Annotated in this window: 13 protein-coding genes; 6 read left to right on the top strand and 7 right to left on the bottom strand. The window is 58.9% G+C overall.

The features are described 5' to 3' along the window. Nucleotides 1–12 precede the first annotated feature (12 nt). The gene (locus tag JUI81_RS21310) at nt 13–1,272 is read right to left on the bottom strand and encodes an OprD family porin (RefSeq protein ID WP_204124980.1); all 1,260 of its coding nucleotides are present in this window, start codon (nt 1,270–1,272) and stop codon (nt 13–15) included. A gap of 620 nt (nt 1,273–1,892) precedes the next feature. On the opposite strand from JUI81_RS21310, the gene JUI81_RS21305 reads away from it, so the two are divergent. From JUI81_RS21305 to JUI81_RS21290, 4 genes are all read left to right on the top strand, one after another. After that, complete coding sequence (locus tag JUI81_RS21305) at nt 1,893–2,156, top strand: Os1348 family RiPP precursor (protein WP_096479635.1); 264 nt, start codon at nt 1,893–1,895, stop codon at nt 2,154–2,156. A 110-nt stretch (nt 2,157–2,266) separates the two neighbouring features. Continuing rightward, nucleotides 2,267–2,743: a GNAT family N-acetyltransferase gene (locus JUI81_RS21300; protein WP_026286480.1), complete on the top strand. Its 477-nt coding sequence runs from the start codon at nt 2,267–2,269 to the stop codon at nt 2,741–2,743. Nucleotides 2,744–2,757: 14 nt separating this feature from the next. After that, entirely contained in the window at nt 2,758–3,918 is a 1,161-nt protein-coding gene (locus JUI81_RS21295) for an HEXXH motif-containing putative peptide modification protein (RefSeq protein ID WP_204124979.1), read from the top strand. Between the two features lie 16 nt (nt 3,919–3,934). After that, a complete protein-coding gene (locus JUI81_RS21290) occupies nt 3,935–5,905 on the top strand; it encodes a DUF692 family multinuclear iron-containing protein (protein ID WP_204124978.1) in 1,971 nt (656 codons plus the stop codon). A 71-nt stretch (nt 5,906–5,976) separates the two neighbouring features. Here JUI81_RS21290 and emhC read toward each other — a convergent pair whose 3' ends face one another. Genes emhC through JUI81_RS21275 form a run of 3 tightly spaced genes read right to left on the bottom strand, consistent with a single transcriptional unit; the run spans nt 5,977 to nt 11,759 of the window. After that, nucleotides 5,977–7,437: an efflux RND transporter outer membrane subunit EmhC gene (emhC, locus tag JUI81_RS21285; RefSeq protein WP_204124977.1), complete on the bottom strand. Its 1,461-nt coding sequence runs from the start codon at nt 7,435–7,437 to the stop codon at nt 5,977–5,979. Then, nucleotides 7,437–10,598, bottom strand: a complete 3,162-nt coding sequence (emhB, locus tag JUI81_RS21280; RefSeq protein ID WP_028939264.1) for an efflux RND transporter permease subunit EmhB — start codon at nt 10,596–10,598, stop codon at nt 7,437–7,439. Before emhB ends, emhC begins: the two co-directional genes overlap by 1 nt. 3 nt (nt 10,599–10,601) lie before the next feature. Next, nucleotides 10,602–11,759 carry an efflux RND transporter periplasmic adaptor subunit gene (locus JUI81_RS21275; protein WP_018926861.1) on the bottom strand — a complete coding sequence of 386 codons (1,158 nt, stop codon included), beginning with the start codon at nt 11,757–11,759 and terminating at the stop codon, nt 10,602–10,604. 264 nt (nt 11,760–12,023) lie between these two features. Between JUI81_RS21275 and emhR the strand changes: the two genes are divergently transcribed. After that, nucleotides 12,024–12,656, top strand: coding sequence for an efflux system transcriptional repressor EmhR (gene emhR, locus JUI81_RS21270; RefSeq protein WP_019580902.1), 633 nt, complete (start codon nt 12,024–12,026; stop codon nt 12,654–12,656). 300 nt (nt 12,657–12,956) lie between these two features. On the opposite strand, the gene JUI81_RS21265 is transcribed toward emhR, so the two are convergent. From JUI81_RS21265 to JUI81_RS21255, 3 genes are read right to left on the bottom strand one after another with little or no spacing between them, the layout of a single operon-like run. Next, nucleotides 12,957–14,006 carry an alkene reductase gene (locus tag JUI81_RS21265; protein WP_204124976.1) on the bottom strand — a complete coding sequence of 350 codons (1,050 nt, stop codon included), beginning with the start codon at nt 14,004–14,006 and terminating at the stop codon, nt 12,957–12,959. A gap of 21 nt (nt 14,007–14,027) precedes the next feature. Then, nucleotides 14,028–15,197, bottom strand: a complete 1,170-nt coding sequence (locus tag JUI81_RS21260; protein ID WP_204124975.1) for an MFS transporter — start codon at nt 15,195–15,197, stop codon at nt 14,028–14,030. A 25-nt stretch (nt 15,198–15,222) separates the two neighbouring features. Beyond that, on the bottom strand, nt 15,223–15,525 hold the full coding sequence (locus JUI81_RS21255; RefSeq protein WP_018926857.1) for a helix-turn-helix transcriptional regulator: 303 nt from the start codon (nt 15,523–15,525) through the stop codon (nt 15,223–15,225). A 155-nt stretch (nt 15,526–15,680) separates the two neighbouring features. Between JUI81_RS21255 and JUI81_RS21250 the strand changes: the two genes are divergently transcribed. Then, nucleotides 15,681–16,259, top strand: a complete 579-nt coding sequence (locus tag JUI81_RS21250; protein ID WP_019580899.1) for an ACP phosphodiesterase — start codon at nt 15,681–15,683, stop codon at nt 16,257–16,259. The last annotated feature ends 7 nt before the right edge of the window (nt 16,260–16,266 follow it).

Raw genomic sequence — 16,266 nt, 5'->3', positions numbered from 1 at the left:
TTGGTTTTGGGGTTACAGCAGGCTGATCGGATAGCTGACGATCAGCCGGTTCTCATCGAACTCGTTGTTGCTGAAGTCGCGGCGGATGGTGGAGTTGCGCCATTTGACGTTGAGGTCTTTGAGTGCGCCGCTTTGCACGGTATAACCCAGTTCGCTTTCGCGGCCCCATTCCTTGCCGTCGCTGGTGGTGGCGGTGTGGACGTTGTCGCCGCTGATGTAGCGGTTCATCAGGGTCAGGCCCGGCACGCCCAGAGCGGCGAAGTTGTAGTCGTGGCGCACTTGCCAGGATTTTTCCTTGGCGTTGTCATAGCTGGCGTTGTAACTGTCGTTGGCCAGGGTGCCGCCGCTGGTGCCGTTGACCCGCATCCAGGCGTTATCGCCGGTGAGTTTTTGCAGGCCGACGTAAAAGGTGTTGCCACCGTATTTGGCCGAGAACAGGCCCGACCAGGTTTTGTTGTCCAGCTCGCCCGCCCGGGCGCTGCCGTCATCCTTGCCGTAGAAGAACCCGAGGTTGGCGCCCAGGGTCCAGTCGCCCAGCGGTTGGGTGTGGATCAGGTTGACGTATTGCTGGCTGTAGATGTCTTTGAGTTCAGCATTCCACAAGCCGATCTGAGTGCGCTTGTCGTTGAAGGCGTATTCGACGCCCTGGAAGTTGAAGCGGTCTGACTTGAAGGCCGCTTTGCCGGTCATCGACATGTCATTCATGCTGCTGTCGTCGCGCGGGCTGTTGGCGCGGAACTGGCCGCCGTAGAGCGTCAGGCCATCGATTTCCTTCGAAGTGATCTGGCCGCCACGGAAGGTTTGCGGCAGCGAGCGACCGTCGTCCGAACGCAGGATCGGCAGCACCGGCATCCATTCGCCGACCTTCACTTCGGTCTGGGACAGCTTCGCCTTGAACGCCACGTTGGTGCGACCGAAGTTGTCCGCCGGGCGACCATCGTGATCCAGCGGCAGCAACTGCGTCCCACCGGTGCCTTTACCGCCGTCGAGCTTGACCGAATACAACCCCAGCACGTCCATGCCGAACCCGACGGTGCCTTGGGTGAACCCGGATTTGGCGTCGAGGATAAAGCTTTGCGTCCACTCTTCAGCCTTGCCCTGGCTCTTGGTCGGATTGGTGAAGTTACGGTTGATGTAGAAGTTACGCAGGTTCAGGTTGACCTTGGCTCCTTCTACAAAGCCCGCTTCCTCGGCCAAGGCGGGCAGGGCCACGCCGGCCAATGCGATGGCGATCAGGCTGGGAAACAAATACTGCGTGGTGGAGGAAGTCATGGGCTCGGGTCTCTCTAATTGTCAGGGATAAGGCAGTACACAGCCGCAACCAAGGGGTCGCAGACAAAAAATCGAATTCGGATAAGGGGGCGGGCGAGATCAGCCGGAGCGCAGAGGGCGCGTAGTCATGGTGTCGGACCTTGTTGTTATTGATTTTTGCAGGTGCGGACAATGGTGCGAGGGATGGGCGGGGGGATTCAATTGGGGGGGATGGGGTTTTGGGCGATTAACGAACACTAATCGACGTCTGCCTGGGCGCGGACGATATGAGGCATTCTTAATAAAATCCCATAGTTATTCGGGTTGATAAGGTGCATCCGCAGGTGTGTTCTATTAATGGCGCCTTGTTGCTTTGTTGATGTTAGATGGAAGTGTTTATTGCTTTAGTTGTAAGACGTTTCCTACAGTGCTGGCTGTCATTAAAGGTAGATCAATAATCACCGGTTAAACTTAAGAATTGGTGTTGTCGGTTATCGTAAAAAGATTTAAAGAGAGCCATGGGCTTGGCTGGAAAAGAAAAGAGGCCTTGCTATATTCAAATTCCTCAGGCGGGCAAAAGAAATTCTCATGCTTCGTCAGGGGATGTTTTTCGTCATGCCGAAATAACAAGGAGAAGTACCATGGGTAATAAAGTCAATCAGGAACGTTTGGCCTCGGTTCTGGGACGGGCCGTGCTGGACGAAAAATTTGCCAGCGCCTTACACAGTGATCCGGCAGGGGCGGCTAAAAATATTGGCGTGCACTTAAGTACTGACGAGATCGCGGCGGTTAAAGGTATTGATGCTGCAAAACTGACGGCAGCTTCCTCCAGCATTCGGAGCAACCTGGGGATACGCGCGGTATTTGATACACAGAACCAGCAGCAACAAGCGCGCATGGATTAACGGTGGGTGATGCCATTTGGCGTGCCACGAAAGGTGGGCTTTACGGTGGTACGCCGAATGGCCTTATCAGACTCATGACCTGAAGCACTCGGGCACGGAGTGAATGACGCATGTCTGTCACCTTGGCTCCAATGAATGACGCGGACTTTGCTACGTTCGCCGACAGAGCGCTTGCTGAATATGGCGACGGGATGGTCGCCGCCGGCGAGTGGGGCCAGGAGGAGGCGTCGCAAAGGGCACGCAGCGTCTTCGAGCAATTGTTGCCGCAAGGGCGATTGACTGAAAAGAATCAACTCTGGGTAATCCAGGATCAAGCGCGGCGCATCGGTGAATTATGGGTTGCCGAACGACACGCTGGCGCCGGTCGGATCGCCTTCATTCTGGATATTTACATTGACCCCGGCGAACGCCGCCAGGGTTATGCAAAACAATCGCTGCTGGCCCTGGAGTCATGGGCGAGCCAGGCGGGATGCAAGGAAGTGCGGTTGCATGTCTTTGGTCGCAACGATGCGGCGCGTCGTCTTTATGAACAACTGGGTTATGGCATTGCCAGTCTGACAATGGCGAAGCCGTTGCCGCCAACCTAAGGGAAGGTTGAGAAATGGACATCGGTAACAGTGGTCAACGTGAGCTCTCGGTCGAGGATTTATTTCAGGGTACGACCTTCCTTGCGGATTCGGAGCCTTCGCGATTTGAAGTCTTGCTGGAGCGTGTCAGTCGAAATCGATACACCAGCTTTGTTGCGCTGTACACCGAACTTTTTCAGTTGTTTCCCAACGCTCCACATCTGGCAGAGTTTTTTGAACAGGCGTTTAATCTTATCGTTCCTCCAACCCGTGAACAGCGCTTGATTATTAATGATCCGGTGTTTCAAGTGTGGAATGTGCTGACGGCTCATTATGCCAATCTGGTCATCACGAAAAAGACCGAGGACAGGAGTGAGCTGGAAAAAATGCTGTTTGAATTTCCAGAGATGTTAGTGCGTGTCAAAGCATCCGATAGTTCCCGCGTGAATCATTATTGCCCCCCTGTGCATCGATTTGATGTCGATCCGCTGGTAGCGATAGTGATGCCGCCCAGCTATGAGTTTCCGGAGGATGAAGCCGTCCGCAAACAGTTGGAGCGTAGCGGTTACTCCGTACGGTTTTTTTGCGACGTGGTGAATATTGCCCTGTTGCGCATAGAGCACACATGGCCCGCCTGCCGTGAGCAAATCAAAAAACTGGTCAAGTCGATTTTTTATTTGCCCGATGGTTCATTTCGAAGCTGTTCGGCGTCCCGTTTCACCGGAATCATCCTGTTGTCGAGCCGGGATGATTCGATACTCGATCTGGAAGAGTCCCTGGTGCATGAGGCCACTCATCAGTTGCTCTATCACATTGTCGAGGCGTGCCCGGTCGTTAAGGAAGAGACCTCGCGGGAGCCTTTGTACACCTTGCCGTGGTCGGGACAGAAGCGTGACTTTTATGGCTACTTCCACGCGTTTTACGTGTACATCGCGTTGGTCAAATACCTGGGGCGGGTTCGTTCGCGTTCGACCGAAGAGCTGCAGAGGGCGCAAAACCGTCTGTTGTACATTCTGCGAGGCTTGATCAAGGCATTGCCGGACTTTGAGGCCAGCACTGAATTCACCCCACAAGGACGTCAACTTCTGGAAAACCTCGCCAAAGAGGTCAGAGCACAGGAAAACCAATATGCCGGGCTGTTGGCGATATCGGGGACTGATACTGAGCAACAACGCTTGCTGGGTCTGACCGCCTGAAGCCGGGGAGGCTCACATGGGGATGTTTGATGCCTCGTCCTATCCCGAGGCCGGCGTAGGGCTGGAATACCATTTGCCACGGCGCAGGGCACAGGATGACCGGTCGGAGGATGGACTTGACCCGACTGTCGAGCGAATTCTCGCTGAAGGCCTGCCGCATTTCGATTACGTCGAGTTTCAGCCGACCCATTGCATCCTGCAGCCTCGTTTACTTGACGTCAGCGCTCGAGTACCGAGCCTGCTGCACTCGTCCAGTTTGTCCCTGGGCAGCGTGGGCATTGCGATGGATCGCGAGTTTCTGCACATGACGCGGCGACTGTGCGACAAAACCCGCTCGCCGTGGCTGGCCGAGCATATTTCCTGGTCGCGTTTCCACGGTGGCGATACGCAGCACTTCATTTTGCCGACCCTGGCCCAAGAGGTGGCGGACACGGTGGTGGCCAATGCCATCGAATTGCGCGAGCTGACGGCAACGCTGTTGGTGCTGGAAAACGCACCGCGGTTGTTTTCGTTGCCGGGCGCACAAGAGCAGTCCGAAGGCGAGTTCATTTCCAGTGTGGTGGCGCGCAGCGGCTCGGGATTTTTGCTGGATCTCGACAGCGCGATCACGACCGCCAGAACCCAGGGTTACGACCTGAACGACTATTTGCGTTCGTTGCCGCTGGACCGGTTGATTGAGATTCACACCAGCCATCCACGGCGGGATTGGGACATTTTGCGTGAATTGTTTAAGTCATCCCCGGTGAAAGCGATCACCCTGGAGTGGGATATTTCGCGCAAAACCGATGACGCGGAACTGTTGACCTTGATCAAGGTCATCAAGTCCTTGAGGCCCAAGGCCCTGTTCTGGCAGGGGCTTGATCAACAGGGCGATCAACAGACGCCGTCGGAGGGCGCGCAGACCCTGCTGAAACTCAGGGAAAGCACCTGGCTCAGCGTTGGCTCAGCGTCGTTTTTTATCCGGGACCGGCAGCAGGACTTGAGCCTGGAGTTTGACGTGACGTTGCTGCCGTTACTGCGCCACTTCCTGAGCCCACAGACGCTGGAGAGTGCCTTGTTGCTGCCGGGGGTTTTGCAGAGTCCGGCGCAGGACGACAACCTGGCATTCCTGAAGACGCTGGTCAGCCACGGTGTTTTGCTGCCCGTGGTGAATCAATCGTGTTCGGTCACGTATAACCAGGGTAAGCATTCGCTCAACCTTTGGACCCGTTGGGATGCAGCGCTGGAGTTTTACCTGAGTACCCGGACCGGCTCGCACACGCCCTACATCAGCGTCGCCGAGCTGGAAACGGAGCTGGAGCAAAAGACCTCGGCGCAACCTCAGCCGTCGGCGTTCAAGGACTACTGGTCCCATCCGTTCATCGCCCTGGAAAACCCGCTGCTGCCTGCCTGTGCGATCGCTCAGCCGACGCTGCTGGACTCGCTGTGCAATCGCCGCACGTCGCGAACCTTCAGTGATCAGCCGTTGAGTTCGGAACAACTGTCTTTGTTGCTCTACTACACCTGGGGCGCGACCGTCGTGCAGCACAACCGCATGGGCGACTACTTCCTGAAGAAAACCTCGCCGGCGGGCGGATCGTTGCAGGGCACCGAGGTGTATGCGGTGCTGATGAATGTGCAAGGTTTCGAGCGGGGGCTTTACCATTATTCGGTGCGTCGTCACGGGCTGGAGCTGCTTTCCCTGGAAGATCCACGGGTCTGGATCAGCGAGGCCTGTGGTGGTCAGACATGGATAGAGGAGGCGGCAGCGGTGTTCGTTTCCACGGCGCGGGTCGAGCGGATGGCCTGGAAATACGAATTCAGCCGCGCATTGCGGGTGGCGCTGATGGATGCCGGGCATCTGAGTCAGACCTTTTCCCTGCTGGCCACCGCGCTGGGCCTGGGCAGTTTCACGACCGCAGCGTTACGCGACGAAATGTTCGAAAACCGCTTGGGGCTCGATTATCTGGAAGAACCGGTGTTTCTGGTCAATGGAGTCGGGGGCTGATACGTAAGCACTGCCTTTTTCGCGGCCAACAAAAAGCCCACCAAACGGTGGGCTTCGTGTTTACGGCGCTATCAGAACAACTTCATCTTCGGCGCTTCTTCTTTCAACGGCTCGTTCTTCGCCGTCTGTTCATTCCAGCCACCGCCCAACGCCTTGTACAGGTTGACCGCGCTGGTCAGCTGCGCCAGGCGGTCGGTGATCAGCGCCTGTTGGGCACTGAACAGCTGGCGCTGGGCGTCGAGGAAGGTCAGGTTGCTGTCGACCCCGATGCGATAACGACGCTCGGCCAGACGGTAGTAGTCCTGGTTGGCGCTGACGAAATCACGCTGAGCCTGCAACTGCTCGGTGTAGGTCTGGCGTGCAGCCAGGCCATCGGCGACTTCCTGGAAGGCCGTTTGAATGGACTTCTCGTAGTTCGCCACGCTGATGTCTTTCTGGATCTTGGAGTAATCCAGGCTGGCGCGCAGGCTGCCGGCGTTGAAGATCGGCAGGTTGATTTGCGGCTGGAACAACCAGGTGCCCGAACCGCCCTTGAACAGACCGGACAAGTCCGGGCTCAGCGAGCCGGCATTGGCGGTCAGGCTGATGCTCGGGAAGAACGCCGCCCGCGCCGCGCCGATGTTGGCGTTGGCGGCCTTGAGGTTGTATTCGGCCTGGAGGATGTCCGGGCGACGTTGCAGCAAGTCCGACGGCAGGCCCGCCGGCACATCGCTCAGCAGGTCGTCCGACAGAGGCTTGGCTGCTTGCAGATTGGCCGGGATTCCGGTGCCGAGCAGCAACACCAGGCTGTTTTCATCCTGGGCGACCTGACGGGTGTATTTGGCCTGTTGCGCACGAGCGTTTTCCACCGAGGTACGTGACTGGGCCAGATCCAGCGCCGAGGCTACGCCCACTTCGTTGCTGCGCGAGGTGAGCTTGTAGCTCTCCTCGAAGGCACCGAGGGTTTCCTGGGTCAGCTTCAGCAGTTCCTTGTCGGCCTGCCAGGTCAGGTAGGCATTGGCCACGCTGGCCACCAGACTGATCTGCGTGCTGCGCCGTGCTTCTTCAGTGGCGAAGTACTTCTGCAGGGCTTCTTCGCTCAGGCTGCGCACCCGACCGAACAGGTCGAGTTCGTAGGCGCTGATGCCGACGGTGGCCGAGTAGGAACTGCTGATGTTCGCTTCGCCGGTTTGCGAGGCCCGTGCCGGAACCCGCTGACGACTACCGCTGCCGGTGGCCGAAACCGCCGGGAACAGGTCGGCGCGCTGGTTGCGGTATTGAGCCGCATAAGCGTCGATGTTCAGCGCCGCGACGCGCAGGTCACGGTTGTTCTCCAGCGCGGTCTGAATCACCTGTTGCAGCGCCGGGTCGTGGAAAAACTGCTTCCAGCCCTGTTCAGCGGCGGCCTGGTTAGGCGCCTGGGCCGGCGAATACGCCGGGCCTTGCGGGTATTGGCCCGCCACCGGTGCTTCAGGCCGCTGATAATCGGGTATCAGCGAGCAGCCACTCAGCACGAAAGCGGTGACTGCCAGGGAGAGTAGCGACTTGCTCATTAGCCAGCCTCTTGAGAAGTTTCAATGGCGTCATCCTGGTCGGCGAGTTTGCGCTGGCCCATGGACGACACGGTGACGAAGAACAATGGAACCCAGAAGATCGCCAGGATCGTGGCCGTGAGCATACCGCCAATCACCCCGGTACCGATCGCATGTTGGCTACCCGAACCTGCGCCCGTGGAAATGGCCAGCGGTACCACGCCGAGCACGAATGCGAGCGAGGTCATGATGATCGGTCGCAGACGCATCCGGCAGGCTTCGATCGCTGCATCGCGCAGGCTACGCCCTTGCTCATGCAGCTCCTTGGCGAACTCGACGATCAGAATGGCGTTTTTCGCCGCCAGACCGATGGTGGTCAACAGCCCCACCTGGAAATACACGTCGTTGGACAGGCCGCGCAGGCTGGTCGCCATCAGCGCGCCGATGATCCCCAGCGGCACGACCAGCATGACCGCGATCGGGATCGACCAGCTTTCATACAACGCTGCCAGACACAGGAACACCATCAGCAGCGACAAGGCGTACAGCGCTGGCGCTTGCGAGCCGGACAGGCGCTCTTCGTACGACAGGCCGGTCCAGGAAATACCGACACCTGCCGGCAGTTTCTTGGCCAGGGCTTCGACTTCGGCCATGGCTTCACCGGTGGAATAGCCGGGCGCCGGGGCACCGAGGATTTCCATCGCTTCCACGCCGTTGTAACGGGCCAGTTTCGGCGAACCGTAGATCCATTCACCCCTGGCGAACGCCGAGAACGGAACCATGGTGCCGGCGCTGTTGCGTACGTACCACTTCTTCAGGTCTTCAGGGCTCATGCGAGCGCCGGGCAGGCCTTGCACGTAAACCTTCTTCACACGACCGCGGTCGATGAAGTCGTTCACATAGCTACTGCCCAGGGCAATCGACAGGGTGTTGTTGATGTCAGTGAGGGTCACGCCCAGGGCGCTGGCCTTCTCATCGTCGATTTCCAGCTGGTACTGCGGCTCGTCGTTCAGGCCGTTCGGACGGACTTGCGACAGGACCTTGCTTTGCGCCGCCATGCCGAGGAACTGGTTACGGGCTTCCATCAGCTTGTTGTGACCGATACCGGCGCGGTCCTGAAGGAACACGTCGAAACCGGTGGCGTTACCCAGTTCCAGTACCGCTGGTGGCGCAAAGGCAAACACCATGGCATCGCGGAAGGTAAAGAAGTGCTGTTGGGCACGGGCTGCCAGGTTGAACACGCTGTTGTCGGCGTTACGTTCGTCCCACGGTTTGAGCATGATGAACGCCATGCCCGAACTCTGGCCACGGCCGGCGAAGTTGAAGCCGGTCACGGTAAACACCGAGGCCACCGCATCGCCTTCGCCGCCATCCTTGCTCGGCCGCAGCAGGAACTCGCGCATTTCATCCACGACCACTTGCGTGCGCTGGGAGCTGGAACCGGCCGGGGTTTGCACCTGGGCAAACAGTACGCCCTGGTCTTCTTCCGGCAGGAACGCCGTTGGAATGCGGGTGAACAGCCAGATCATGCCGACCACGATGATCAGGTACGCCAGCAGGTACGGAGCCTTGTACGCGAGCATGTTGCCGACGCCGCGCTCGTAGCTTTTGACGCCACGGTCGAAGTTGCGGTTGAACCAGCCGAAGAAGCCGCGTTTCGGCGTGCCGTGCTCGCCTTTCGGAATCGCCTTGAGCATGGTGGCGCAAAGCGCCGGGGTGAAGATCAATGCAACCAGCACCGACAAGGCCATGGCCGAAACGATGGTGATCGAGAACTGCTTGTAGATCACACCGGTGGAGCCACTGAAGAACGCCATCGGCAGCAGTACCGCCGACAACACCAGGGCAATACCGACCAGCGCACCCTGGATCTGCCCCATGGATTTCTTGGTGGCCTCCTTGGGTGACAGGCCTTCTTCGCTCATGACCCGTTCGACGTTTTCCACCACGACGATGGCATCGTCCACCAGCAAGCCGATGGCCAGCACCATGCCGAACATGGTCAGGGTGTTGATGCTGAAGCCAAATGCCGCGAGGATCCCGAATGTACCCAGCAATACCACCGGCACGGTCATTGTGGTGATGACGGTGGCGCGGAAGTTTTGCAGGAACAGGAACATCACCAGGAACACCAGCACGATCGCTTCGACCAGGGTTTCAACCACGCCTTTGATCGACTCGGTCACCACCGGGGTGGTGTCGTACGGGAACACCACTTCCATCCCTTGCGGGAAGAACGGCTTCAGGTCGTTGATGGTTTTGCGCAAGGCTTTTGCGGTGTCGAGGGCGTTGGCACCGTTGGCCAGCTTTACTGCCAGACCGGAAGCCGGGCTGCCGTTGAACTGGGCGCTGACGCTGTAGTTCTCGCCACCCAGGCCTACTTCGGCGACGTCTTTGAGGCGAACCTGCGAGCCGTCCTTGTTGACCTTGAGCAGGATTTCCTTGAACTGCTCGGCGGTCTGCAGACGGGTCTTGCCGATGATCGTAGCGTTCAGTTGCTGGCCGGGCAGGGCGGGCAAGCCGCCGAGTTGACCGGACGAGACCTGGACGTTCTGCGCCGCGATGGCGGTTTTCACGTCCACCGGGGTCAGGTTGAAGTTGTTCAACTTGGCCGGATCGAGCCAGATCCGCATCGCGTACTGGGCACCGAAGACCTGGAAGTCACCGACACCGGCGGTCCGCGAGATCGGGTCCTGCATGTTCGACACGATGTAGTTGGACAGGTCGTCCTTGGTCATGCTGCCGTCGCGCGACACCACGCCGATGACCATCAGGAAGTTTTTCACCGACTTGGTCACGCGGATGCCTTGCTGCTGCACTTCTTGCGGCAGCAGTGGGGTGGCCAGGTTCAGTTTGTTCTGGACCTGAACCTGCGCGGTATCGGAGCTGGTGCCCTGCTCGAAGGTCGCGGTAATGGTCATGCTGCCGTCGGAGTTACTTTCCGACGAGACATAACGCAGGTTGTCGATACCGTTGAGCTGTTGCTCGATCACCTGCACCACGGTGTCCTGCACGGTTTGTGCAGACGCGCCAGGGTAAGTCACGGAGATCGCAATGGCCGGAGGCGCAATGCTCGGGTATTGGTTGATGGGCAGCTTGAGGATCGATAAAGCCCCGACCAGCATGATCACCAGGGCAATTACCCAGGCGAAAATCGGACGGTCGATAAAAAATTTCGACATGGTTTACTCCCCTTTGCCGCCGACAGCGACTTTGGCTGCCTGTGCGGGGACCGGGCTCTTGGCGTTGACGTTGGTGGCTTCAGTGGCCTTGACTTCAACACCAGGTCTGACGAATTGCAGCCCTTCAGTGATCAGGCGATCGCCTGCCTTCAGGCCGTCTTCAATCAGCCATTGGTTGCCGACAGTACGGCTGGCCTTGAGCTGACGCAGTTCGACCTTGTTGTCCGGACCCACGACCAGCGCGGTCGGGGTGCCTTTGAGGTCGCGGGTCACACCTTGTTGCGGAGCGAGAATCGCCGCGCTATTCACCCCGGATTGCAACTGAGCGTGAACGAACATGCCCGGCAGCAGGGTGTGATCAGGGTTCGGGAACACCGCGCGCAAAGTCACGGAACCGGTGGTCTGGTCTACCGAGACTTCAGAGAACTCGAGCTTGCCGTCCACGGCGTACTGGCTGCCGTCTTCCAGGGTCAGCTTGACCGCGGCGGCATTGTCGCCGGCTTTTTGCAGACGACCGCTTTCCAGTTCGCGGCGCAGCTCAAGCAGCTCCACCGAGGACTGGGTCACGTCGACATAGATCGGGTCCAGTTGCTGGATGACCGCCATGGCGTCGCTCTGGCCGCTGCTGACCAGCGCGCCTTCCGTCACCGATGAACGGCCGATTCGACCGGAGATCGGTGCGTAGACCTTGGTGTAGCGCACGTTGATCTGGGCGGTCTGCAGGGAGGCTTCCGATTGCAGGCGGTTGGCCAGTGCCGTGTCGTATTCCTGACGGCTGACGGCCTGTTCGTCGACCAGTTGCTTGTAGCGATCGGAGATCGATTTGGTCGAACGCAGGTTGGCTTCGGCGCTTTTCAGGGTCGCGTCATAGACCGACGGGTCGATCTGATACAGCTGCTGACCGGCCTTGACGTCGCCGCCTTCCTTGAACAGTCGTTTGAGAATGATGCCGTTGACCTGTGGGCGAACTTCGGCAATGCGGAACGCACTGGTGCGCCCCGGAAGTTCAGACGTCAGGGTGAAGGCTTGTGGTTGCAGGGTTACGACGCCGACCTGAGGGGTGGGTGCGGCAGGTGCCGCCTCTTCCTTTTTACATCCGCTGAGCAGCGATGCCAGGGCGAGGGCAGTAACCAGAGCGGTAACAGCTGGCTTGAATTGCATGAAGATCCTCGGGTCAGGCGCGCAAGTTGCGCACAAGAAAGGTGGAAGGTTAAAAAATTTTACCGGGTGGATAAGTAGCTTGCTAAGGAATATACTTACATTCATGCTTGTTTGTAAATACCTTGGCGGCGTACCCACACCGTTACAAAAGCCGTCCAAAGATTTGAATTGTAGGCCTGAGGCGAAGCCCGAAAGCGCTCGCCTCACTTCTATTCAGCGGATGTTCAGACATCGCTGAGGCACTCTGATTGAGGTTTTACTGCCATGGTCCGTCGCACCAAAGAGGAAGCTCAAGAAACCCGAAGCCAGATACTCGAAGCGGCAGAAAAAGCTTTTTTCGAGCGGGGCGTGGCACGCACGACGCTGGCGGATATCGCTACCCTGGCCGGGGTGACTCGTGGGGCTATCTACTGGCATTTCAGTAACAAGGCGGATCTGCTGCAGGCGATGCTCGATACCCTGCACGAGCCGCTGAATGAAATGGCCAAGGCCAGTGAAAGCGAAGACGAACTCGACCCGCTGGGTTGCATGCGCAAACTGCTGATTCATTTGTTTCATCAAGTTGCCATGGACCCGAAAACCCGACGCATCAACGAGATTCTGTTTCATAAGTGCGAATTCACCGATGAAATGTGCGACCTGCGCCAGCAGCGCCGAACGGTCAGTCTCGATTGCAATGTGCGAATCGCGCTGGCCCTGAGTAATGCGGTGAATCGCGGGCAGTTACCGGAAAACCTCGACGCTGCCCGCGCGGCCATCAGCTTGCATGCCTACATCGATGGCATCCTGTATCAGTGGCTGTTGGCTCCCGACAGTTTTCAACTGCACATCGAAGCCGAGCGTTGGGTCGACACAGGTTTGGATATGCTGCGCTTGAGTCCCAGCCTGCGCAATTGAAACAAAATGCGTAATTGGATCCGTTTGTGTCAAGGCATGACGCAGGGAATGTCCCTGCTTCGCGCGCCTTTTTGCAATGGGATGCTTTTATATACGTACGTTCGCCAGGTTGATAGGTAGCGAGCTACGTATTTTGTAGGGATTTTGTGTCGAGTATGTGAATGAGTGTGAACGCCCCGGCTACAAGGGCGCCGAATAGCCGACCAAAGGCATCGCATTTGCCTCAGTGACCTTTGATCTTCCATACGCAAAAGCCCCGGCTCTTTCGAGTCGGGGCTTTTGCATTTCAACGGTCGAGGCTTACAGCGTCGGATAGTCGATATAACCGACCGGGCCCTTGCCGTAGAACAGTTCCGGACGCGGCTCGTTCAGCGGCGCGTCGGCCTTCAAGCGCGCCGGCAGGTCCGGGTTGGCGATGAATGGCACACCAAACGCTACCGCGTCGGCCTTGCCACTGGCCAGCCACTCGTTGGCGCTGTCCTTGGTAAAACGCTCGTTGGCGATGTACGGGCCGCCGAAGGCTGCTTTCAATTGCGGACCGAGGCTGTCGGCGCCTTCTTTCTCACGAGAGCAAATGAACGCGATGCCGCGTTTGCCCAGTTCACGAGCAACGTAGGTGAAGGTCTCAGACAGGTTGTCATCGCCCATGTCATGGGAATCGGCGCGCGGTGCCAGGTGCACGCCGACGCGGCCTGCGCCCCAGACTTCGATCGCGGCGTCAGTCACTTCCAGCAACAGGCGCGCACGGTTTTCCAGGGAGCCGCCATAGTTGTCAGTGCGCTGGTTGGTGCTGCTTTGCAGGAACTGGTCGAGCAGGTAACCGTTGGCGCCGTGGATTTCCACGCCGTCGAAACCGGCGGCCTTGGCATTCTCGGCCCCCACACGGTAAGCGTCGACGATGTCGGCGATTTCAGCGGTTTCCAGGGCGCGCGGGGTTGGGTAGTCGGCCAATGGACGAACCAGGCTGACATGGCCTTTAGGCTGGATGGCACTCGGTGCGACCGGTGCTTCGCCGTTCAGGTACGAAGGGTGGGAAACCCGACCTACGTGCCACAGTTGCAGGAAGATTTTGCCGCCCGCGCCGTGGATCGCTTTGGTCACGTTGCTCCAGCCGCGCACCTGGTCGTTGGACCAGATGCCGGGAGTGTCCGGGTATCCGACGCCCATCGGCGTGACCGACGTGGCCTCGCTGAGGATCAGGCCGGCAGAGGCGCGCTGCACGTAATACTCGGCCATCAGCGCGTTCGGCACACGGCCTTCGTCGGCGCGGCAGCGGGTCAGCGGTGCCATGATGATGCGGTTGGCCAACTCGAGGTCGCCCAGTTTGATCGGATCGAAAATAGTCGTCATTTAATAGCTCTCTTTTGGAGATCAGTTAGAAGTAACAGGGGCCAGTTCGGGGTCGCCGCTCTGACGGAAAGTAATCAGGGTCACCAGCAGGGCGAGCACCGCCAGTGCGGCGGCCGCGAGCGGCACGCGGGTCAGGCCGAAGCCGTGGGCGATGACGCTGCCGCCGACCCAGGCACCGAGTGCGTTGCCGACGTTGAAGGCGCCGATGTTCAGGGTCGACACCAGGTTCGGTGCAGCCTTGCCGAAGGTCACCACGTTGACTTGCAGTGCCGGCACGGCGGCAAAGCACGCAGTGGCCCAGAGGAACAGGGTGATTTCGGTCGGGATCAGGGCCACGCTGGTCCAGGTCAGCACAGTGGAGACCACCGCCATGGTGATGAACACGCCGATCAGCGTCGCCGCCATGCCTTTGTCCGCCAGCTTGCCGCCGATGATGTTGCCGACTGTCAGGCCCAGGCCGATGAGCACCAGGGTCCAGGTCACGCCACGCGGGGAAACACCGGTGACTTCGCCCAACAGCGGCGCGACATAGGTGAACAAGGTGAAGACCGACGCGGCGAACAAGGCGGTCATGCTCAACGACAGCCAGATACCAGCCCCCTTGAGGGCGCGCAGTTCGGCGCGCATGTCGAGTTTCTCTTCATCGCGCTTGGCCGGCAGGAAGCGGATCAGGCCGATCAGCGCAATCACACCAATCACGGTTACTGCCCAGAAGGTCGAACGCCAACCGGCTTCCTGACCGAGCGCGGTGCCCAGCGGTACGCCGAGGACGTTGGCCAGGGTCAGGCCGGTGAACATCAGGGCCACGGCCGACGCACGTTTGTTGGCCGGCACCAGACCTGCCGCCACCACCGAACCGATGCCGAAGAACGCGCCGTGGCACAGGGCGGTGACCACACGGGCAAACATCAGGACGTTGTAGTCACTGGCCAGGGCGCAGAGCAGGTTGCCGACGATGAAAATCCCCATCAACGCTACCAATGCGGCCTTGCGCGGCAGCCTGGCGGTGGCCAGTGCCATGAACGGCGCGCCGATGGCCACGCCCAGGGCGTAACCGGTCACCAGCCAGCCGGCGCCGGGGATCGACACACCGAGGTCCGCCGCCACATCGGGCAGCAAGCCCATGATGACGAACTCGGTGGTGCCGATGGCGAAGGCGCTCAAGGCCAGAATGAGTAGCGAGAGGGGCATGATTGATTCCTTATCGGCCAAAGGGTCAGAGCTCTTTGCTGAAGGTGCGAAGGAACTCCTGGATGGTTTCCTCGTTGCGTTTGAAAAAATGCCACTGGCCGACTTTGCGGCTGCTGATCAGGCCGGCGCGTTGCAGGGTCGCCAGGTGTGCGGACACCGTGGACTGCGACAAACCGCAACGTTGATCGATCTGCCCGGCGCAGACGCCGTGCTCGTTGCTGTGGGTCTGGTCGGGAAATTCGACGGCCGGGTCTTTGAGCCAGTGCAGGATTTCTCGCCGTACCGGGTGCGCCAGGGCTTTTATTATTTCGTCGAGGTCGAGGTTCATGATTTGGGGCTCGTGATGAGTAAAACGCTATATCGCGATGGGGCGAACTTTAAATCGGTATTTCGCGATATACCAATATGGTTTTGATCTGATAACTGCATAAATCGGTATATCGGGTTATAACGATATTGGTGAGGCAGTGCTAAGCTGCGCGGATGAACTATCTCGCACATCTGCACCTCGGTGGCCAACGCCCCGGTCAAATGCTCGGCAGTCTGTATGGCGATTTCGTCAAGGGACGGCTGCAAGGGCAGTTCGATCCAGAGATCGAAGCGGCCATCCAGTTGCATCGCAGCATTGATGTCTTTACCGATCGCCATCCGTTGGTGGATGTCTCGTTGTCACGGTTTTCCATCACGCGCAGGCGTTACGCGGGGATCGTGCTCGACGTGTTTTTCGACCACTGCCTGGCGCGGGACTGGGCGCTGTACGCCGACCGTCCGCTTACGCAGTTCACCTCGGATGTTTACCGGGTGCTGCTGGCCGAGCCGCAGTTGCCGGAGCGCCTGGCGAAGATTGCGCCGCACATGGTGGCCAATGACTGGTTGGGGGCTTATCAGGAGTTCGAAGTGCTTGAGCAGGTGCTGCGGGGGATTTCACGCAGACTGACGCGGCCCGAGGAGCTGGCCGCGGCAATGCAGGAGTTGCGGCGGTTGTATGAACCGTTGAGCGAGGATTTTCGGTTGTTCTATCCGCAGCTTCAGGATTTTGTGCAGAGTCAGCCGGCGACATAAAACCACT

Source organism: Pseudomonas sp. 008, from assembly GCF_016861935.1.
Taxonomy (GTDB): Bacteria; Pseudomonadota; Gammaproteobacteria; order Pseudomonadales; family Pseudomonadaceae; genus Aquipseudomonas.
Note: the sequence above shows the minus strand (reverse complement) of the source record. Positions and strands in the feature narration are given on the sequence as shown.